General features: G+C 68.2%; 22 protein-coding genes and 1 pseudogene. 10 read left to right on the top strand and 13 right to left on the bottom strand.

The window, feature by feature from the left end:
• Positions 1 to 139: 139 nt before the first annotated feature.
• Positions 140 to 1,474, bottom strand: coding sequence for a phthiocerol/phthiodiolone dimycocerosyl transferase family protein (locus NBRGI_RS02730; protein ID WP_235210833.1), 1,335 nt, complete (start codon positions 1,472 to 1,474; stop codon positions 140 to 142).
• A 62-nt stretch (positions 1,475 to 1,536) separates the two neighbouring features.
• Here NBRGI_RS02730 and NBRGI_RS02725 point away from each other — a divergent pair, with 62 nt between their 5' ends.
• Both NBRGI_RS02725 and NBRGI_RS43330 read left to right on the top strand, forming a co-directional pair.
• On the top strand, positions 1,537 to 2,145 hold the full coding sequence (locus tag NBRGI_RS02725; protein ID WP_029892655.1) for a TenA family protein: 609 nt from the start codon (positions 1,537 to 1,539) through the stop codon (positions 2,143 to 2,145).
• A gap of 54 nt (positions 2,146 to 2,199) precedes the next feature.
• Positions 2,200 to 2,649 (top strand): DUF1707 SHOCT-like domain-containing protein, encoded by a 450-nt coding sequence (locus NBRGI_RS43330; RefSeq protein ID WP_235210832.1) that lies wholly within the window; start codon positions 2,200 to 2,202, stop codon positions 2,647 to 2,649.
• A 58-nt stretch (positions 2,650 to 2,707) separates the two neighbouring features.
• Here NBRGI_RS43330 and NBRGI_RS02715 read toward each other — a convergent pair whose 3' ends face one another.
• Complete coding sequence (locus NBRGI_RS02715) at positions 2,708 to 4,099, bottom strand: glycine--tRNA ligase (protein WP_029892654.1); 1,392 nt, start codon at positions 4,097 to 4,099, stop codon at positions 2,708 to 2,710.
• Positions 4,100 to 4,294: 195 nt separating this feature from the next.
• On the opposite strand from NBRGI_RS02715, the gene NBRGI_RS02710 reads away from it, so the two are divergent.
• The 4 genes from NBRGI_RS02710 to NBRGI_RS02695 all read left to right on the top strand — a co-directional run bounded on the left by NBRGI_RS02710 (position 4,295) and on the right by NBRGI_RS02695 (position 7,134).
• Complete coding sequence (locus NBRGI_RS02710) at positions 4,295 to 4,645, top strand: ArsR/SmtB family transcription factor (protein WP_029892653.1); 351 nt, start codon at positions 4,295 to 4,297, stop codon at positions 4,643 to 4,645.
• A 3-nt stretch (positions 4,646 to 4,648) separates the two neighbouring features.
• Complete coding sequence (locus NBRGI_RS02705; protein ID WP_029892652.1) at positions 4,649 to 5,095, top strand: Fur family transcriptional regulator; 447 nt, start codon at positions 4,649 to 4,651, stop codon at positions 5,093 to 5,095.
• Between the two features lie 136 nt (positions 5,096 to 5,231).
• Positions 5,232 to 6,197: a hypothetical protein gene (locus tag NBRGI_RS48600; protein WP_029892651.1), complete on the top strand. Its 966-nt coding sequence runs from the start codon at positions 5,232 to 5,234 to the stop codon at positions 6,195 to 6,197.
• Positions 6,198 to 6,369: 172 nt separating this feature from the next.
• The gene (locus tag NBRGI_RS02695; protein WP_029892650.1) at positions 6,370 to 7,134 is read left to right on the top strand and encodes a hypothetical protein; all 765 of its coding nucleotides are present in this window, start codon (positions 6,370 to 6,372) and stop codon (positions 7,132 to 7,134) included.
• A 57-nt stretch (positions 7,135 to 7,191) separates the two neighbouring features.
• On the opposite strand, the gene NBRGI_RS02690 is transcribed toward NBRGI_RS02695, so the two are convergent.
• Positions 7,192 to 8,166, bottom strand: a complete 975-nt coding sequence (locus NBRGI_RS02690) for a hypothetical protein (RefSeq protein ID WP_029892649.1) — start codon at positions 8,164 to 8,166, stop codon at positions 7,192 to 7,194.
• 102 nt (positions 8,167 to 8,268) lie between these two features.
• Here NBRGI_RS02690 and NBRGI_RS02685 point away from each other — a divergent pair, with 102 nt between their 5' ends.
• Entirely contained in the window at positions 8,269 to 8,886 is a 618-nt protein-coding gene (locus NBRGI_RS02685) for a TetR/AcrR family transcriptional regulator (protein WP_029892648.1), read from the top strand.
• A gap of 42 nt (positions 8,887 to 8,928) precedes the next feature.
• On the opposite strand, the gene NBRGI_RS02680 is transcribed toward NBRGI_RS02685, so the two are convergent.
• Positions 8,929 to 9,204 (bottom strand): YggT family protein, encoded by a 276-nt coding sequence (locus NBRGI_RS02680; protein WP_029892647.1) that lies wholly within the window; start codon positions 9,202 to 9,204, stop codon positions 8,929 to 8,931.
• A gap of 253 nt (positions 9,205 to 9,457) precedes the next feature.
• On the opposite strand from NBRGI_RS02680, the gene NBRGI_RS02675 reads away from it, so the two are divergent.
• On the top strand, positions 9,458 to 9,889 hold the full coding sequence (locus tag NBRGI_RS02675) for a hypothetical protein (protein WP_029892646.1): 432 nt from the start codon (positions 9,458 to 9,460) through the stop codon (positions 9,887 to 9,889).
• A gap of 34 nt (positions 9,890 to 9,923) precedes the next feature.
• Here NBRGI_RS02675 and NBRGI_RS02670 read toward each other — a convergent pair whose 3' ends face one another.
• The 7 genes from NBRGI_RS02670 to recO all read right to left on the bottom strand — a co-directional run bounded on the left by NBRGI_RS02670 (position 9,924) and on the right by recO (position 15,903).
• Positions 9,924 to 10,529 (bottom strand): response regulator transcription factor, encoded by a 606-nt coding sequence (locus NBRGI_RS02670; RefSeq protein ID WP_029892645.1) that lies wholly within the window; start codon positions 10,527 to 10,529, stop codon positions 9,924 to 9,926.
• Between the two features lie 72 nt (positions 10,530 to 10,601).
• The gene (locus NBRGI_RS02665) at positions 10,602 to 11,783 is read right to left on the bottom strand and encodes a sensor histidine kinase (RefSeq protein WP_051727449.1); all 1,182 of its coding nucleotides are present in this window, start codon (positions 11,781 to 11,783) and stop codon (positions 10,602 to 10,604) included.
• Between the two features lie 189 nt (positions 11,784 to 11,972).
• Positions 11,973 to 12,758 (bottom strand): ABC transporter permease, encoded by a 786-nt coding sequence (locus tag NBRGI_RS02660; RefSeq protein ID WP_029892643.1) that lies wholly within the window; start codon positions 12,756 to 12,758, stop codon positions 11,973 to 11,975.
• Position 12,759: 1 nt separating this feature from the next.
• Positions 12,760 to 13,725 carry an ABC transporter ATP-binding protein gene (locus NBRGI_RS02655; RefSeq protein ID WP_235210831.1) on the bottom strand — a complete coding sequence of 322 codons (966 nt, stop codon included), beginning with the start codon at positions 13,723 to 13,725 and terminating at the stop codon, positions 12,760 to 12,762.
• Between the two features lie 115 nt (positions 13,726 to 13,840).
• On the bottom strand, positions 13,841 to 14,251 hold the full coding sequence (locus tag NBRGI_RS02650) for a hypothetical protein (protein ID WP_029892641.1): 411 nt from the start codon (positions 14,249 to 14,251) through the stop codon (positions 13,841 to 13,843).
• Positions 14,252 to 14,265: 14 nt separating this feature from the next.
• Positions 14,266 to 15,084 carry an isoprenyl transferase gene (locus NBRGI_RS02645; protein WP_370466237.1) on the bottom strand — a complete coding sequence of 273 codons (819 nt, stop codon included), beginning with the start codon at positions 15,082 to 15,084 and terminating at the stop codon, positions 14,266 to 14,268.
• A gap of 66 nt (positions 15,085 to 15,150) precedes the next feature.
• On the bottom strand, positions 15,151 to 15,903 hold the full coding sequence (gene recO / locus NBRGI_RS02640; RefSeq protein WP_014982761.1) for a DNA repair protein RecO: 753 nt from the start codon (positions 15,901 to 15,903) through the stop codon (positions 15,151 to 15,153).
• A 167-nt stretch (positions 15,904 to 16,070) separates the two neighbouring features.
• Here recO and NBRGI_RS43325 point away from each other — a divergent pair, with 167 nt between their 5' ends.
• Complete coding sequence (locus NBRGI_RS43325) at positions 16,071 to 16,451, top strand: Aca2/YdiL-like domain-containing protein (protein ID WP_014982760.1); 381 nt, start codon at positions 16,071 to 16,073, stop codon at positions 16,449 to 16,451.
• Between the two features lie 33 nt (positions 16,452 to 16,484).
• On the opposite strand, the gene NBRGI_RS02630 is transcribed toward NBRGI_RS43325, so the two are convergent.
• Both NBRGI_RS02630 and NBRGI_RS47145 read right to left on the bottom strand, forming a co-directional pair.
• On the bottom strand, positions 16,485 to 17,084 hold the full coding sequence (locus NBRGI_RS02630) for a TetR/AcrR family transcriptional regulator (protein ID WP_029892638.1): 600 nt from the start codon (positions 17,082 to 17,084) through the stop codon (positions 16,485 to 16,487).
• A complete protein-coding gene (locus tag NBRGI_RS47145; protein ID WP_029892637.1) occupies positions 17,071 to 17,934 on the bottom strand; it encodes an alpha/beta fold hydrolase in 864 nt (287 codons plus the stop codon). Before NBRGI_RS47145 ends, NBRGI_RS02630 begins: the two co-directional genes overlap by 14 nt.
• On the opposite strand from NBRGI_RS47145, the pseudogene NBRGI_RS46045 reads away from it, so the two are divergent.
• Positions 17,896 to 18,407: pseudogene (locus NBRGI_RS46045) on the top strand (amidase family protein); the annotation flags it as partial. The gene NBRGI_RS47145 and the pseudogene NBRGI_RS46045 sit on opposite strands and share 39 nt — an antisense overlap.
• Between the last annotated feature and the right edge of the window lie 53 nt (positions 18,408 to 18,460).

Genomic DNA, 18,460 nt, shown 5'->3' with positions numbered 1-18,460 from the left:
ACGTGCGCCGCGCCGTCGTTGCCGGTGCCGTTGTTGCCCGCGCAGCCGTTGCCCAACGCAGCCGCGCCCACGCAGCCGCGCCGACCTGGACGGCCGCGCAGGTGCCGCGCCGTTCGGGGCTGCGGCCGAACCGTGTCGGCTACCGGTCCTCGCTGACGATCGTCTCGCTGGACAGCGCGAGCAGTTCCTGACGCACCGCATCGAGCAGTCGATTCGCCTCAGGGCCGCCGCCCAGCAGGCCGATCGTCAGTGTGCCGTGGAAGGTGTAGACGAGGAAGGTCACGGCGGCCGAGGCTCCGGTGGACGGGCGCGGATGGGCCGAGAGGTAGACGATCTCGTAATCGGTGAGTTCCAGGCCGGCCGGGGTCCGGAACGGCGGGACCGCGCCGGTGTTCGTCACCGCGACGTGACCGGCCAGGGAGTGGATCCGCTTGTCCCCGAAGAAATCCGGGAAATGCAGCACCGACTGTTGCACGATGCCCGCGGCCAGGTCGGCCCGCAACTGCTGCGCGATCCGCCCGCCCAGGTCGAGGACGCTCGCCGACAGGTCGATCTCGGCGGCGAACGACGCGAGCCCCGCCATGTTGGTGCCGTCCCCGGGCGCTACCTTCGGCACCAGCCTGGCACGCATATCCACCGGATACAGACAGCCGAGCGGCACCGGACCGGTTGCGGCATCGGTGATTCCGGACGCGAACGCGCGCAACAGCGCCGCGGTGACCAACCCGTTCACGCTCACCCCGCGATGCCGCCCGAGTGCCACGATCCGCGCCGTGACCGCCGCGTCGAGGCGGGTCCGCAAGGGGCGGGCAAGGGAGCTGGGCACCGCGCCCGCGGATCCGGACGGCCGGATGGTCACCGCTCCGGCGCCGCAGGCGTCCGCAGGACCCGCGGCCTCGATGGCGGCGGGCAGCGGCAGCGGCCGCGTGACGGCCTCGAAACCGGACACCGCCCCCGCCACGATCCCCCGTTGCGCCACATGCCATTCCAACGGCCGCGGATAGTCATGCGGCGCACCGGCCACCGGTGTTCCTTCGACGAGGCCGGTGTAGTAGTCCCAGAATCGGGCGAGCAGTTCGACACAGTGCCCGGCGTCCGCGACGCTGTGATGCGCGAACAGCGTGAGCCGCCAACGGTCTTCGCCGGACACCACCACATCGAGGTAAGCGAGCTGAGTTCCGGGGTCGAGCGGCGTCACGGGCAACCCGATCGTCTCGACGTCCCCGTCGGACACCGTCGCCCCGACCGGCGAATCTCCCGGTCGCAGTAGGTATCCGGTCCCCTCTTCGTCTTCGCCGATCCGGCAGGTGATCACCGGATACCTGGCCTGCAGCGCGGCGAACGCCCCTTGCACCGCCGCGCTGTCCACCGCTCCCGCCACCGACACCGAGCGCCCCGTGTACGTGCCGTGCCGTACGAATCGCTGTTCCGACGGCGCCAGCACCCGCACCACCGCATCCTCATCCCGCAACACCTCGCAAGCGTGCGGCAACACCCGCGCGGGTGCAAACCGCGGAGTACGCAAGACTGGTCGGCATGAGTCTTGCCGCGCATCTGGAAGAACTCGGCCGCCCGCTGGTCGAGCATCAGCTCACGCATCCCACCGTGGCCGGGATCGCCAAGGGCGATCTGCCCGAGCCGATCTTCCGATCCTGGCTCGAGCAGGACTACCTCTTCCTGCTCGACTACGTCCGGGTGTTCAGCCGCCTGGCCTGGCAGGCGCCGTCGGCCCACCTCGCCGACCTGGTGGATCTGGCGCACGCCACCTACCACGACGAACTGGCGCTGCACCGCTCGCTGGCCGCGGAGTTCGGCGCCGACCTCGACGGCGCCACCAAAGGCGTTGCCTGCACGGCATATACGTCATTCCTGCTGGAGTCCGCGGCCGACTACGCCGAGGGTTTGGCCGCCCTCTACCCGTGCATGTGGGGCTATTCGAACCTGGGCGCGCGGCTCGCCGAGAACCCGCCCGCCGAACCGCGCTACCGCCGCTGGGTCGACACCTACGCCGACCCCGGCTTCGCCGATCTCACCCGCCGCATCGCCCAGATGATCGACGAGGCGGGTGCGGACCCGACCCGGGCCGAGGCCCTGTTCCTGGAGGGTATGCGGCACGAGCTCGCGTTCTGGGACGTCCCCCGCTGACCACACCAGACCAAGTGGTGCACAGTCGGCGCGCCACGTCTTACGCTGACTGTCGTGGGAGTGGAGCACGTGCGGGCCTCTGACGCGGACCGCGAGAAGATCGTCGAACAACTGCGTCTGGCGATGAACGAGGGCAGGTTGAGCCTGCACGAATTCGACGACCGGGTGCAGCAGGTGTACGCCGCGAAGACCTACGGCGAGCTGACGCCGGTGCTGGCCGACCTGCCGACGCAACGCAATACGCGCGCGGCCGTGTCGAACCGGGTGCCGCAGTGGGTGGTCATAATGTGGACCCCGTGGGTATTCGTGAACATGCTCTGCCTGTTGATCTGGGCGGCCACCGGTTTGGGGTACTTCTGGCCGTTCTGGGTGGCGGTGCCGTGGGGTTGCGCCCTGCTCATCCCGACGGCGATCGGAATCACGGTGCGCGGCAACGGGTCCGAATCGGAGCGGCCGCCGCTGCCGCCGACTCCGCCGACCCCGCCGTTGCCGCCGAGTCACTGAACGACGAACGACCCGCGCCGGCTGATCGGCACGGGTCGTTCGTCGTGTCGCGAAAGGCTCAGGAGCCCAGCAGATGCTGGGCCAGGTAGCCCTCGACCTTGTCCAGCGCGATCCGCTCCTGGGTCATCGAATCCCGTTCCCGGATGGTCACCGCCTGATCCTCGAGCGTGTCGAAATCGACGGTGATGCAGAACGGGGTGCCGATTTCGTCCTGACGGCGGTAGCGCCGGCCGATCGCGCCCGCGTCGTCGAACTCCACGTTCCAATTCCGCCGCAGCTGTGCCGCAAGGTCTTTCGCCTTCGGCGTCAGGTCCGCGTTGCGCGACAGCGGCAGCACGGCAGCCTTGACCGGAGACAGCCTGCGGTCCAGCCGCAGCACGGTGCGGGTGTCCACGCCGCCCTTGGCATTCGGCGCCTCGTCCTCGGCGTAGGCGTCGACCAGGAAGGCCATCAGCGAGCGAGTCAGGCCGGCCGCGGGCTCGATCACGTACGGGATGTAGCGCTCGTTGGTGGTCTGGTCGAAGAAACTGAGCTCGGTGCCCGAGTGCTCGGAGTGCGTCTTCAGGTCGTAGTCGGTGCGGTTGGCGATGCCTTCCAGCTCACCCCACTCGTTGCCCTGGAAGCCGAAGCGGTACTCGATATCGGTGGTGCCTGCCGAGTAATGCGACAGCTTTTCCTTCGGGTGCTCGTAGAGCCGCAGGTTGTCCGGGTTGATGCCCAGATCGGTGTACCAGGAGAAACGGGTCTCGATCCAGTACTTGTGCCATTCGGCGTCTTCGCCGGGCTTGACGAAGAACTCCATCTCCATCTGCTCGAACTCGCGGGTGCGGAAGATGAAGTTGCCGGGGGTGATCTCGTTGCGGAAGCTCTTGCCGATCTGCGCGATGCCGAACGGCGGCTTCTTGCGCGCGGTGGTCATCACGTTCGCGAAGTTGACGAAGATGCCCTGCGCGGTTTCCGGGCGCAGGTAGTGCAGGCCTTCCTCGGACTCGATCGGGCCGAGGTAGGTCTTCAACATCATGTTGAAGTCGCGCGGCTCGGTCCACTTGCCGACGGTGCCGCAGTTCGGGCACGCGAGCAACTCCATCGACACCGTGTCCGGGTCGTCGATCTTGTTCTTGAGCGCGTAGGCCTCCTGCAGGTGGTCCTGCCGGAAGCGGTGGTGGCAGTTGAGGCATTCGACCAGCGGGTCGTTGAACACGCCGACGTGGCCGGAAGCCACCCACACCTGGCGCGGCAGGATCACCGACGAGTCGAGACCGACGATGTCCTCGCGGCTGGTGACCATCGAACGCCACCATTGCCGTTTGATGTTCTCCTTGAGCTCGACACCCAGGGGACCGTAGTCCCATGCCGATTTGGTGCCTCCGTAGATCTCACCGCTCGGGTACACCAGACCCCGGCGCTTGGCGAGGTTGGCAACGGTGTCCACCTTCGACTTGGGTGCCACTCGAGAATTCTCCATCCACTACGAGTCGGATTCAGTCGGGTCCGATCAGACCTCGCCCACAGCCTATCGGCCCTGCCCAACAGAGTTTCCACCGCACGGGCATCGCCGCGGCACCAGCACCGTTCGGCGCGCCCGTTTGACATGCGCAACTGTGCATATCAAAATGGGATCGCTTTCCAATAAGGAGTTGGTGACATGACCACCGAGACTGCCGCGGCGCATCCGCACAACCCGTACCGCTCGCCCGCGCCGGCACCGGTACCGGCGCGCAACGTCCTGGAGGACGCGGGCGAACTGCTGCGCGCCCTCGCCGCACCCGTCCGCATCGCCATTGTGCTGCAACTGCGCGAGTCGCCGCGCTGTGTGCACGAACTGGTCGATGCGCTCGGTGTCACCCAGCCGCTGGTGAGCCAGCATCTGCGCATCCTCAAGTCCGCGGGCGTCGTCCACGGCGAGCGGTCCGGTCGCGAGGTGCTCTACGAACTCGTCGACGACCACCTCGCGCATATTGTCGTCGACGCCGTCGCGCACGCCGAGGAAGGGTGATTCGTGCCAGACAACACGGTCGTACCGCAGAAGCCGGTCGGCATCCGCAGTACCCGGCAGCGCAGCGCGATCGCGGCGCTGCTGGGTGATATCGAGGAGTTCCGTTCCGCCCAGGAATTGCACGACGAGTTGCGCAAACGCGGCGAGGGCATCGGCCTGACGACGGTGTACCGCACCCTGCAATCGCTGGCCGACGCGGGCATGGTCGACGTATTGCGTACCGACACCGGCGAATCCGTCTACCGGCAGTGTTCCACCGGCCACCACCATCATCTGGTCTGCCGGCACTGCGGGCGCACCGTCGAGGTGAAGGGCCCGACCGTGGAATCGTGGGCCGACGCGATCGCGAGCGAACACGGCTTCACCGAAGTCAGCCACACCATGGAGGTCTTCGGCACCTGCCGCTCCTGCAAGTCGGCGGGCAACGGCGACGGCTCGGCCACGCACTGATCGGGCCCGCGGTCCGTTGAGCGGACCGGTCTCTGGTTAACACCGCGCTTGCACCGGCAGATTTCAACGCGAACCCAGCAACGCCCGGCCGACCCGGGCATCGCGCTCTGGGTTTCGCCCATCTTCTGGAGGCAGCGTGCGCTCGACCCCGATCTCATCCGTAGTTCCCGCGCGGCTGCGTACCACCGCAGCGGCGGCCGCGTTGCTCAGCGCCGCCGCGCTCGCGCTGACGGCGTGCAACGACAAAAACGGGACGGCCACACCGGCTTCCGGCACGCCGCCCACCAGCGTGGCCGCGACCGGTTCGCCGGGTAGCGCGGCCCAGGCGACGGTGCGCACCGTCGGCAAGACCGGCTGGTTCGAGGGCTTCGACATCACCGTCGACAAGGCCACGGTCGTGCCGGACGAGTTCGGCGGCGCGAAGGTGCTGATCGACATCACCTACAAGAACACCACGCTGGACAACAAGACGATGAGCAACAACACCTCGCTGCTGGTCGGCACCGAGGTCGACGGCGGGGCGAGCTGGGACAACCCGACGGTGCCCGGCAACGGATCGGCCAAGGGCTCGGTGACCACGCCGGTCAAGTCCGCTGAGGACGCCGAGCATCTGCTCGACACGATGACCGTGGTCTACGGCCAGGCCTCGGACAACCAGACCAAGATTCCGCTCAGTGCCGCGGGCAAGGTCGAGAGCGTGCAACCGAAGACGCTGCCCGTCACCGGAACGCTGGTGCAGGACCAGACCACGATCGAGGTGACCGGAGGCAAGCTCGCCCCCAGTTACGCCAAGAACGAGCACGGCAAGAACGAACTCGCGCTGCGCGTCAAAATCAGCGGCGGCCCGGGGATCGCCGCGGGCGGCACGAATATCTTCACCGAGTATTTCTCCTTGCAGACCCCGGACGGCAAAACCGTCGTCGCCGACGACCGTGGGCAGATCAACGAACTACTCGACGCGGGCAAGACCATCGACAACCCGAAGAACTACGTCGTCTTCGTCGTCCCCGCCCCCGCGACCGGCAACTACGTCCTCACCTACAACAACCAGAAGGCCGAAGGCGCGGCCACCGCACCGACTTTACCTTTTACCGTCGACTGAATCGCGCCTGTCGCTGCGCTGTTTCCACCGAGAACTTTCCTAGACTGACACGGATCCGAGTAGCTGGATCGATGAGCTGATAACCCGTTCCATTCCCAGATGACACGGCGAGGCCTCGAGTACGGCTACGGTCGACGGCTCGATGTCCCGCGGACCACCGAGGAGGACATCGATGTCGTTGCTCAGGTTCTGGCAATCCGTCTGCACGATCGGAGTTTCGGCGGCATTGATCATCGGCGGCGGAGTGGGATCAGCCCATGCCTTCACCGACGAACAAGAACTCGAGATCGCGAAGTTCATTCTCGCCTTCGCCTGTCAGGACGACGGCAAGGCCGAGCGCAGCCGGGCGTGGTACGCGGAGTACACGAAGATCCAGGACGAGGCACCCTACACGACCAGCGGCAACATCAAACTGTTCTCGACCGCGGTGCACATGGTCGACGGTGGCCGACTAGACCACCAGGTCTACTTCGGGGTCTACGACAACGATAATTCGGTGTTCAACCCGCGAACCCGGCAGAAGGTGTGCGAGGACCAGGACTACTTCGCCAAGGCGATGAAAAGGGTTGTCGTGGACAACAAAGGCGTAGTCAAATCGTGCTGCGCGACCGAGGACGGCATGGCCGATTTCTTCACCCGGAAACTGCAGAACAATGTGGACCTCAGCCTGCGTGAGTCGCCGGAGGACGTCGAGCGGATCATTGCCGAACTGGCCAAAGCTGCGGCCGAGGAGGACGCTGGGCGAAAGTATGCGGAGATGGACGCCGACGACAGGGCGGACGCCGACGAGTTCGCCAAGGACTATGCCGAAAACTTCCGGAGTTGGGTCGGCTTGACGCCGGAGAAGATCGCGGAGGCGAAGCAGTCGCAGCCGGAGAAGTATCAGGACAAGTGGGCGTGCAACGCCGATTCGAACGGCGAATGCAAATCCTACTAGCACCTGCAAACGGGATATGAGGGCGCATCCTTGCGCCCTCATATCCCGTTTCGGACTTCAGCCCACGGCGGCAGGAACGGGCGCCGGGCCTGCCGGTTCAGCCGCGGAGCGCGGGCGAAGGGCGGCCAGGGCGAGCAGTGCCAGACCGGCGGCGGCCCAGATCAGCAGGACCGCAAGGGGTCCCGTGGCGGCGGCGCCGTCGAAGTAGGCGACCGAGCGGAACAGGGAGGCGGCGGCACCGGGCGGGAGGAGCTGGCCGATCGCGCCCCACGGCTGCGGTAGGAGTTCGGGGGCCGAGGTGGCCGCGGAGAACGGGTTGCCGATGAGCAGCAGGGTGAGGGCGGCGATCCCGATGCCCGCCCGGCCGATGACGGCGGCGAGCCCGACGACAGCGCCCGCCACCGCGAACGAGGCGAGCCCGGCGACCGCGGACAGCACCAGGTAGGAACCGGGGATCACCGACATCCACCCGTGCACGATCTCCATGCTGAGCAGGCCGCCGACCACACCGAAGGTGCCCAGTCCCAACGCTTTTGCGCCGAAGGCGGGGATCAGCAGGCTGAGCAGGACACCCGCCGCGAGGCCGGACATCACCAGCGGCAGCACCATCGCGCCGAACGCGGCGCCGCGCGGATCGTCGGCGTCGGCGGCCACCACATCCTCCACCGGCGCCGCCGTACCGGCGGACATCTGCTGGCCGATCTGCGTGAGCTGTTGCGCCACAGCGGGACTCGCGGCGGAGGCGACCAGCACCCGGGGCGGGCCGTCGCCGGTGACGATCGCGCCGTACACGTCGCGGTTCTCGATCGCGGCACGGGCCGCGGCCGCGTCGTCGGGCCGGGAGATCTCGAACGCGTCCGGACTGTGCGCGGTGAGCTTGCCGATCACAAGGTCGGCCTGGGGGCCGGTGACGGCGATCGGCACGTCACGCGGTGCGATGTTGGCCGCAGGCCAGGCGAAGGCGACCAGCATCAGCGCTTGGAGCAGAGCGGCGCCGACACCGATGGCGAGCGCTCGCTGGTTGATGTTCATGACGTTCTCCCGTAAATCGAATGACCGTTCTTTTTCGATGGATCGAGCGTCGCACGCGCCCCCGGGCTTGTCAAGAACGGATATTCGTTTTACTTTGGACCCATGCCCAAGGTCAGCGAAGAACACCTGGAACGCCGCAGGCAGCAGATCCTGGACGCGGCGCGGCTATGTTTCGCGCGCAAAGGTTTCCACGAGACCTCCATGCAGGACGTCTTCACGGAATCGGGGCTCTCGGCCGGTGCCGTCTACCGCTATTTCAAGAGCAAGGACGAGCTCATCGCGGCGCTGGCCGGGCAGACCTCGGTCGGCCTGCGCGCGGTGATGGGCGAGCTGATCCACGCCGATCCCCTGCCGACGCCGGACCGTCTGGTCGGCGCGATCGCCGAGAACATGATCGCGCAGAGCGGCCCCGACGGACCACTACGTCTGGCCCCGCAGGCGTGGGCGCTGGCCCTCGTGCACCCCGAGGCCGCGGTGTACGTCAGGGAGGCGATCATGGGCATCCGTGACCGCATGTACGAGTACACCGAGTTGATGCGCGACGCGGGCTGGCTGCCCGACGATGCCGACCTGCACGCGGTGGCCGTAGCCATCATGGGGATTCTCCCCGGATTCATGTTGCAGCACTTGATCATCGGCGATGTCGACCCGGAGACGCTGGCGCGCGGCGTGCGTACACTGCTCCCCTACGGCAGCACCACGAGCCCGGCGCGGGCTTGATCACGTTGAGCCACACCAGCATCAGGGTGGCGGCAACGCCGATCAGAGGCTGAACGCGACCGCGCGCAGAATCAGGGCGACGATGAACACCGCGGTGAAGGCCAGGTCGATCGACAAGCCGCCCGCGCGGATCGGCTGCAACACCTTGCGCACCGGAGCGATCACCGGTTCGGTCGCCGCGTGCGTGACGTCGCGCGCCTTGCTCGCCCACGCCGGGCTGTTGCCGAGCACGCCGATCCAGTCCAGTACGAGGCGGGCCAGCATCAGCAGAATGAACACCGTCAAGACGATTCCGAGCAGCGTCCCGATGAAACTCATACCGAACTCCTTCGTGGTGGCCAGGTCGGCCGTCTACCCGTGTCAACGCCGCGAGTCCGGAAAAAGTGTCCGCTTTGCCGGATTCTCAGAGGACTATCAGGCGAGCATAGTTCCGAAGTTCGCTGGTCACCGGTAGCGGCGACGCGTCGCGCCGAGATATCAGCCGCTCGGCCCATTGATCTCGGCCAGCGCCTGTGCAAGTGTCGGGCGTGCCCCAGCCAGGGGAATTCGTTGTCGGAAGGAAGAATTTGTCGTGATCTTCTCGACCAAAACCGCCGCCGCCGTCACGGCGTTCGGTGCGGTGACCGCCGCGCTCGCGCTCGCCGCACCCAGCGCGGGCGCCTCGGTGTCCCGGATCGAGGTCTCGCCCGGGCTGAGCTTCGGTAGCTCGGGCGCATCGCTAGGCGCCGGCTGCTCCTACACGGTCACCGCCACCGCGAAGCCGGGCGCCACGGTCGTGTTCCTCGACGAGGTCGACGGTGCGCGCACCGACACCACGTTCAAGCCGGTCGGTCCGGTCGCGGACGCGTCGGGCAAGGCCAGCACCGTGTGGACGCCGGCCAAGAAGGGCGAGCACAAGATCTGGGCCGCCGAGTACGTGCAGGGCGAGGCCTACACCCTCACCACGGTGACGGTCGCGGGCTCCGGTATCGGCGCGGGCCCCGCCTGCGTCGTGCTGGGATAGTCGACTGCACCCGCGGCGAAGCCGTCCAATTCACTCAGAGCCAGCCGAGACGCTCGGCGGCACGGACGGCTTCGGCGCGGGTGGTGCTGCCGGTCTTGCCGATGGCAGCCGAAAGATGGTTGCGGACAGTGCCTTCGGACAGATGCAGCTTTTTCGCGATGGTCCCCGCGGTGGCCCCGTCGGCCGCGGCGGCGAGGACTTCGCGCTCGCGTTCGGTGAGCGGCGACGTACCCGCGGTGAGCGTTTCGGCCGCGAGAGCCGGATCCACCACCCGCAGCCCCAGCTGCACCCGGCGCACAGCATCGGCGAGTTCCCTTGCCGGAGTGTCCTTCACGACGAAGCCATCGGCGCCGGCATCGATCGCGCGACGCAGGTAACCGGGCCTGCCGAAGGTCGTCACCATGAGAATGCGCACGCCGGGGTGTGCGGCATGGATCTGCGCGGCGACGGCGATCCCGTCCAGGCCCGGCATCTCCACATCCAGCAGCACCACATCGGGATTCGTGCGGCCGATGGCCTCGAGCACCTCGTCGCCGCGTCCCACTTCACCGACCACCTCCAGGTCGGACTCGAGCCCGAGCAGCGCGGCGAGTGCGCCGCGAACCAGCGCCTGGTCGTCGGCCAGTAACAGCCGGATCATCGTTCCCACTTCCTGTTTCGCGCGGGCGCGCGGCGAACCGCACTCGAATCTCTCGTCGGCCGGGGTGCAGCCTCAGCCGGGCACGCTGGCGCAGACACGCAAACCGCCTCCTTCCGGGGTGGTGAGGGTCAGCGTGCCGCCCGCCGCCCGCACCCGTTCACGCAGGCCGGTCAGCCCCGAACCGGAACCCGTGACCGCGTCGAGGCCGCGGCCGTCGTCGACCACCTCGATGCTGGTGGCGCTCACCCGCACCGTGCAGTGCCGGGCGGCGCTGTGCCGGATCACATTGGTCACCGCCTCGCGCAGCACCCAGCCGAACAACTCGCCGTGCGCCGGATCGGGCACCTCGTCGGGGAGTTCCGCGACAATGTCGGCGGCGGCCAATGCCGTTCTCGCATTGGCCAGTTCGCCGCGCAGCGACACCTCACGCAACCCGCCGACGGTCTCGCGCACGCCGGCCAGCGCCTCGCGCGCGAGCCGCTCGATATCGGCCATCTCGGTCCGTGCCCGCCCCAGATCGACATCGAGAAGGCGCTGTGCCAGTTCGGTTTTCACCGTGATCACGGTCAGCGAATGGCCCAGGATGTCGTGCACGTCGCGGGCCACCCGGTTGCGTTCCTCCACCAGTTCGAGTTCGGCACGCTGCCTGCGGTTCAGCTCGGCCAATTGCTCCCCGCGCAGGCCCAGCTGACGGGCCAGCCAGATCCCCACCGGAATGAAGGCCAGGTAGAACGGCACGTCGGCCAGTTGCGACCGGGGCGCGACGACCGGAACGAGCAGCAGCCCGACCATCACCGCGAGCACCACGTAACCGGATTCCCGCAGCGGCAGATGGAAGATCGCGACCACCGCGACGTACAGCGCGGTCGGCAGGGCGGCCCCGCCGAGGGTCGCCACCAAGGCGACGTGCAAGCCGACCAGCAGGGCGAGCACCACCCATATGCGCTGATCGATCGGCTGATCCGCCATGAGGTCGCGCGGACCGGTACGCCGGAACATCAGGAACGAGCCGACGATGAGCGCGGCGAAGCCGAACAGGAACAGCGCCGCCAGCGCTGCGTCCCCCTGCTCGCCGCTCGACCAGCGCCGCACGATCGGCGGCACCAGCCAGACCAGCCAGACCACGGCGAGGAACACCCCGAACCAGCCGCGGCGCCTGCCGCTCACCGAGGACGACCGCTCCTCCAGGGCGCGGTCGATGAGCCCGGACAGGCCCACCGCCCACACAGCGCGCAGCCGGGTGTTCAGTCCCATGCCACGCCTCCGGCCCACGCCGGGGAGCGAAGTGCGCTGCGGAAATGATGGGCGATCACGAGGACTGACGGTACCGAACCCGCACCCGCCCACTGCACACGCCGAATGTCAGGTGGTGTCATCTCGACCTTTCCTTGCGGCCGACTGCGCCGCGGTCGCCCACCCCTCGAACGGGCGACCGCGGGCAGCTCAACGCGCAGTGTCGCGGCGGAACAGGAACGCCGACCCGCCGATGAACAGCGCCGCCCACACCACCACGTTCAGCACGCCCAACGCGATCGAGCCGGCACCGCTGTCGCCGAAGGGAATTCGAGACAGTGTCGCGACGCCATTGGTCGGGAACACCCGGGATACGGTGTCGAACCACCCGTGCAGCGGGATGAACAGCCCGCCTGCGAAGGACAGCACGGCGAGCACCGGGCCGAGCAACTGCATCACGTTCTCAGAAGGCAGCAGATAGCCGACGAACAGCCCGAATGCCGCGAAGACCAGCGAGGTGAGCCAGGCGATCAGGAAACAGCTCACCCAGGCGACCGGGGTGAGGTGCGCGCCGAGCGCGGCGCCGACCACGAAGACCGCGGTCACCGACACCAGCCCGAGCACCATCGCGACCGCGACCTTGGTGGCGATGTAGGCGACGGGACGCAATGGTGTGAGCCGCAATTGGCGACTCCACCCCTGGGCGCGTTCGATCGCCACCATGGCTCCGCCGCTGGTGGTGGCGAGCATCGCGCCGTACACGGCCATCGACACCATCACGTAGCCGGTCACGTTGCCCGAGCCGTAGGACTGCGTCCGGAAGTCGGATTGCAGGCCGAAGATGACGAAGAACAGCGGCGGGATGAGCAGGGTGAAGATCATCGTGCGCCGGTTGCGCAGCATGCGGCGCAGTTCCACCCGCAGGAAGCCGAGGCTGAACCCGCCCAGCGGGGTCGGTCGGCGGTCGGAAACCGGCTCGGCGGCAAGAGTTGTCATCTCAGTTCTCTCCGGTGGTCAGCGCGAGAAAGGCGGATTCGAGGTTGTGCGAGGTGATTTCGAGATCGACGGCCGCGGTCTCGGTGAGCAGGTACCGCGCCACCGCGTCGGAATCGCTGGTGCGCACCACGATTCGGTCACCGCGCTGCTCCACGTCGTCGACACCGGGCAGCGCGAGCAGATCCGGCGGCACGGCACCGGGGAGGGTGGCACGCACCGCGCGACCCGAAGCCAGATTCTTGATCTCGGCCGCGCTGCCGTCGGCGACCACCTTGCCCGCCCGGACGAGCACGATCCGATCGGCGTAGGCGTCGGCCTCGTCCAGGTAGTGGGTGGCGAACACAACGGTGCGGCCGCGCTCGGAATCCGCCCGCATCGCGTTCCAGAAGTCCCGGCGCCCTTCGACATCCATTCCGGTGGTGGGTTCGTCGAGCACGATCAGATCAGGGTTCGGCAGTAGCGCCAGCGCGAACCGCAGCCGCTGCCGTTGCCCGCCCGAGCATTTGCCGACCAGCCGGCCCGCGATCTCGGTGATGCCCGCCCGTGCGAGCACCTCGTCGACCGGTCGCGCGCCCGCGTACAGGGTTGCGACCAGCCGCACCGTCTCGGCGACGGTGAGATCGGGCAGCAATCCCCCGGATTGCAGCACCGCCGAAATCCGGCCCACCGCAAGCGCTTCCGCCGGCATTCCGCCGAACACCGCGACGCTGCCCGCGTCCGGGGACGCCAGGCCGAGCACCATGTCGAGGGTGGTGGTCTTACCCGCCCCGTTCGGCCCGAGGAAGGCGACGATCTCGCCGGGTTCGATCACGAGATCCAGCCCGTCCACGGCCTGCACCGCGCCGCCGCCGGGTAGCGCGAAGCTCTTACGCAGATCACGCAGTTCGAGCGCGGGCGCGGCCGAGCGCGGTTTCGTGGAACCGCCGGCCGTCGGGCGGACGGCCCCGGTCGTCAGTGCTGATGTCATGACTCAACACTCGCGCACCGAGCCGCGCACAGCCCCACATGACTGTCACGTGTCGCGCATGACAGTTGTCATGGGTGCGCCGATTGCTCACATACCGGACGGACCGGGCACGAACTCAGGGCACCAGACCCTGGCGGGCCTTGCCCGCGCCGGAGAGCACGAGTACCAGCATGGTGGCGAGAGCCTGATCTTCCAGGCCCGCGGCCGGGAAGGTGTAGCGCAGGATGACGTCGGCGAGCTTGTCGTGACCGATCACGGTGAGCGAACCGAACTGCAGCGCATTGTTGCGCTCGGCGACCCGCTTGTGCAGCTGCGCGTTCAGCGGCCGATCCCAGGCCAGCACGCAGGTCAAGGTCAGCACATCGAGGCCGGGCGCCAGGTTGACCGCCCGTAACGAGCACAGCGCGCCCTCATATTCGAAACCGATCGAGCCCTCGGGATCGACGCGCACGTCGATGTCGTAGTACGACAGGGAGGCGCCCGCGCGCGCCTGCAGTTCCTGTTCCGGAGTCACCGATGATTCCATGCCTGTGCCGCCGTTCACTTGGTGCCGCCGAAGCGCCGATCACGCGAAGCGTACTCGAGGCAGGCGGCCCACAGGTTGCGCCGGTCGAAATCGGGGAAAAGGGTGTCCTGATAGACGAATTCGGCGTAAGCGGACTGCCAGATGAGGAAGTTCGAACTGCGGAACTCCCCGGAGGGGCGCAGGAACAGGTCGACGTCGGGCATGTCCGGTTCGTCCAGGAACCGCGCCACCGTCGCCTCGGTGACCTTCTCCGGATCGATCTCCCCCGCCGCCACCCGGCGGGCGATTTCCCTTGCCGCGTCGGCGATTTCGGCGCGACCACCGTAGTTGACGCACATCGTGAGGGTCATCACCGTGTTGTGCTTGGTCATCTCTTCGGCGATCTCGAGCTCGTTGATCACGCTGCGCCACAGCCGGGGCCGCCGGCCCGCCCAGCGCACCCGCACGCCCATCTCGTTCATCTCGTCCCGCCGACGCCGGATCACGTCCCGGTTGAAGCCCATCAGAAAGCGCACCTCGTCGGGACTGCGCCGCCAGTTCTCGGTGGAGAAGGCATAGGCCGAAAGCCACTTCACGCCCATTTCGATACAACCCTCGACGGTGTCCATCAGCACCGCCTCGCCGCGCTCGTGCCCCGCGGTGCGCGGCAGCCCGCGCTCCTGGGCCCAGCGACCGTTGCCGTCCATCACCAGCGCGACGTGGTTCGGTACCAGCTCAGCCGGAATAGCAGGCGGACGCGCCCCCGAGGGATGCTGCGAGGGCGGGCGAACGGTACTGGTCGCGACCGACCCCGCGGGGTTCGGCCGGGTCGCGGTGGAGGAGTCTCGGCGCAGGATCACGGACCCTATCCTGCCTGATGGTTGTGGAGACCCTGTGCCGGTCTCCGTCCAGGCCCCTGATCAGGCGGGCGAACCCACCGCCCTGGACCGCTCGATCAGCGGCAACGTGCGCAACTGCCGCTCGAGATGCCATTGCAGATGCGCGGCGACCAAGCCGCTGGCCTGCCTGCGCACGCCCTCGGGCACCGCCTCGACGTACTCCCACTCCCCGCGCAGCAACGCCACCAGCAGGTCGAGCACACCCTGCGCCGGGGTCGCCGCGCCGGGCGGACGGCAGTGCACGCACACCGCGCCGCCGGCCGCGACGTGGAAGGCTCGATGCGGGCCGGGGGTCGCGCATTTGGCGCACTCGTCCAGCGCGGGCGCCCAGCCCGCGAAACCCATGGCGCGCAACAGGTACGCGTCCAGGATCAGCTCGTGCGGTCGCTGTTTGGCCGCGATGGCGCGCAGCGCGCTCGCGGTGAGCGCGTGCAGCCGCGGCGCGGGCGCGCGCTCCTCGCCGGCCAGCCGTTCCGCGGTCTCCAGCACCGCGCAGGCCGTGGTGTAGCGCCCGTAGTCGTCGATGATGTCGGCGGCGAACGCCTCCACGGTGTGGACCTGGGTCACCACGTCCAGCGTGCGGCCGGGATGCAACTGCACGTCGATGTAGGCGAACGGCTCCAGCCTGGCCCCGAACTTCGATTTGGTCCGGCGCACCCCCTTGGCCACGGCACGCACCAAACCGTGCTGGCGCGTCAGCAACGTGACGATGCGGTCCGCCTCGCCCAGCTTGTGCTGGCGTACCACCACCGCCACATCCCGATACAAACGCACGCCTCATCCTCCCATGAACACCCGACAGCCCTCGGCAGGCGCGCACCCCTATACCGGTCCGGCGCCAGTAGGGGTTGATCGACCAGTCCCGGCGAATCCGCCATTGCCGCTCGTTGCGCTGACCTATTCTTTTCCTCTACCGCACTGTTGGGGAGGGGTTTTCACAGTTGGACGACCTACTTGGCACCGGAACCGCCGCTGGTTTCCGGGCCACTCGAGAATTACTCGGCCTGCCGGTGCCATGGTGCGCCCGGCTCTTCGCCGTGGCCGAGCGCACCGTGGAGCGCTGGGAGAAGGGCGCGTTCCAGATCCCGGACACGGTGGCGCGTGAGCTCGCCGAAATCGCCGACGAGACCGAGCAGGTCGTCGACGCGATGGTCGACGCCATCGGGGCGGGCGAGATCTCGCCGCGCCTGCACACCTACCGGACCAACGACGACTACTGCAGGCACGAGCCGGGCACCCGCTACCCCGCCACCTGGCATCGCGCCGTCTGCGCCCGGGTGATGGCGGAGTTGCCGCAGGTCGAGCTGCAGTTCGTGGAGTAGCTCAGCGATAGCGCGTTGCGCTCGGCCGATTCGTCAATTCCGCAGCAGACCGGAGATCAGCAGCAGCACCGACTGCTGCGCTTCGATGCGGGCGGTGTCCGGGTCTTCCGCGTGCGCGACGATCAACGCCGCCTCGCTCAGCGCGCTGAGCACGAGTTGGCTCAGCACCTGCACGGGCGCGTCCGCGATCAACCCGGCGGCACGGGCGCGCTCCAACTGCGTGGTGATCAGGCCGAGGCCGTGCCTGCTCTCGAATTCGCGCCAGGCCTGCCAGCCCAGCACCGCGGGTGCGTCGGTGAGCGCGATCCGCAGCATCGGCGGGCGTTGGCAGATCTCCAGGAAAAGACCGAGGCCGACCGCCATCGCGGCCATCACATCGCCGGAATCGACTGCGCCGATAGCGGATTCGATCTCCGCGGTGCTCTCGATCTCGATCTGCTCCAGCACCGCAAGGAACAGACCGCGTTTGTCGCCGTAGTGGTGATGCAGCGCACCGCGGGTGACTCCGGCCTCGGTGACGAGCTCTTCCGCCGAGGTCGCCGCGAAGCCGCGCTCGGTGAACAGGCGACGTCCGGCCTGTTCGAGCGCGGCCCTGGTGGTGCGGGAGCGATCCTCCTGGCTACGGCGTGGCATGCAGCCGAGTGAACTCCAGGATCGCTGCGGTGAGCAACTCGGGCTGGTCCTCCGGCAGGAGCGTGTAGGAGTCGTCGACCACCTGCAGCGTCGCGTGCGGCAGATCGCGGGCCAGGCGTTCGGCGAACGAGAGCGGAAAGACCCGGTCCTCGCGCGCCCACACCAGCAGCACCGGAACCTCGACGCCCGCGAAATGTTTCGCGGCTTCCAGCGTGTACTTCCGGCGCGCGGTCTTCAGGAATCGCCGGAGGTCTCGCCGCACCCCGCCGGACCGGCGGCTCGGCAGCACGTACGAATCGACGATCTCCCGCGGCGGCAGCCGCTTGACCACCAGGCCGAAGGCCAGCGGCGTGCGATGCAGTGCCCGGATCCGCAGCGCCTCCAGCAGCGGCCGCAGCGAACCCGGCACCCACCCCAGCCAGCCCAGCGCGGTGAACGGCGCGGGTAGGAAGCCCTCGTAGCTGTCGACCGCGGCCAGCACCACCCGTCCGATCCGAGCTGGATGCCGGGTCATCAGCACCTGGGTGATCGCCCCGCCGGTGTCGTTGGCGACGATCGTGACGTCGGTCAGGTCGAGCCGTTCCAGGAAGGCGGCGATGAGGTCGGCCACCCCGGTGGGCGTCAGATCCGCGTCGGGCACCGGAATCGAGTGCGCGCCGAGCGGCCAATCGGGGGCCAGGCAGCGGTAGCCGGCCGCGGCGATGCCCGGCACCACGTTGCGCCACAGATCCGCGTTGACGAGCAGGCCGTGCACGAACACGACGGGTGGCCCCTCCCCCGTCTCGTGGTACCGGATGCGGCCGCCGGGCAGATCGACCTCGTGCGTCCGGCCGAGTGTGGTGGTTGCCATCGTCTTCCTCCATCGAGTCGCGGTGCCAACACCTTTACATACATACTGTATGTATGTCTAGAGCGGGCAGGTTACGACACCCGAGCGCCGGCCGAGGCCGCCACGGCCGACGCCCGGCTCGCGGCAGATGAGCGACTGCCGCTGCTGGGTGTGCCGGTCGCGGCGAGGAACGACACCGATATCGCAGGCGAGCCTACCGTTTTCGGTCGCGGCGGCACTTTTCCGCCGAAAACCGAAGACGCCGAATCGGTTCGGCGGCTGCGCGCGGCGGGTGCGGTGATCGTCGGCAAGACCGACACCTGCGGACTCGGCCAACTGCCGTTCACCAGCGCCGCCGCCTTCAGCCACACCCACAACCCGTGGGCCGTCGATCGCACGCCCGGCGGTTCCCTGGTGGTTCGGCGGCCGCCGTCGCGGCCGGATTGGTGCCCGCCGCACTGGGTTCCGACGGCGCGGGCTCCATCCGCATCCCCCTGCCGCGTTCCATGGCAGGTATCCGCGCCCCTACACCTGGCCGTGGAACGTC

It is taken from the genome of Nocardia brasiliensis IFM 10847 (assembly GCF_000710915.1).
Lineage (GTDB): Bacteria > Actinomycetota > Actinomycetes > Mycobacteriales > Mycobacteriaceae > Nocardia > Nocardia brasiliensis_A.
Note: the sequence above shows the minus strand (reverse complement) of the source record. Positions and strands in the feature narration are given on the sequence as shown.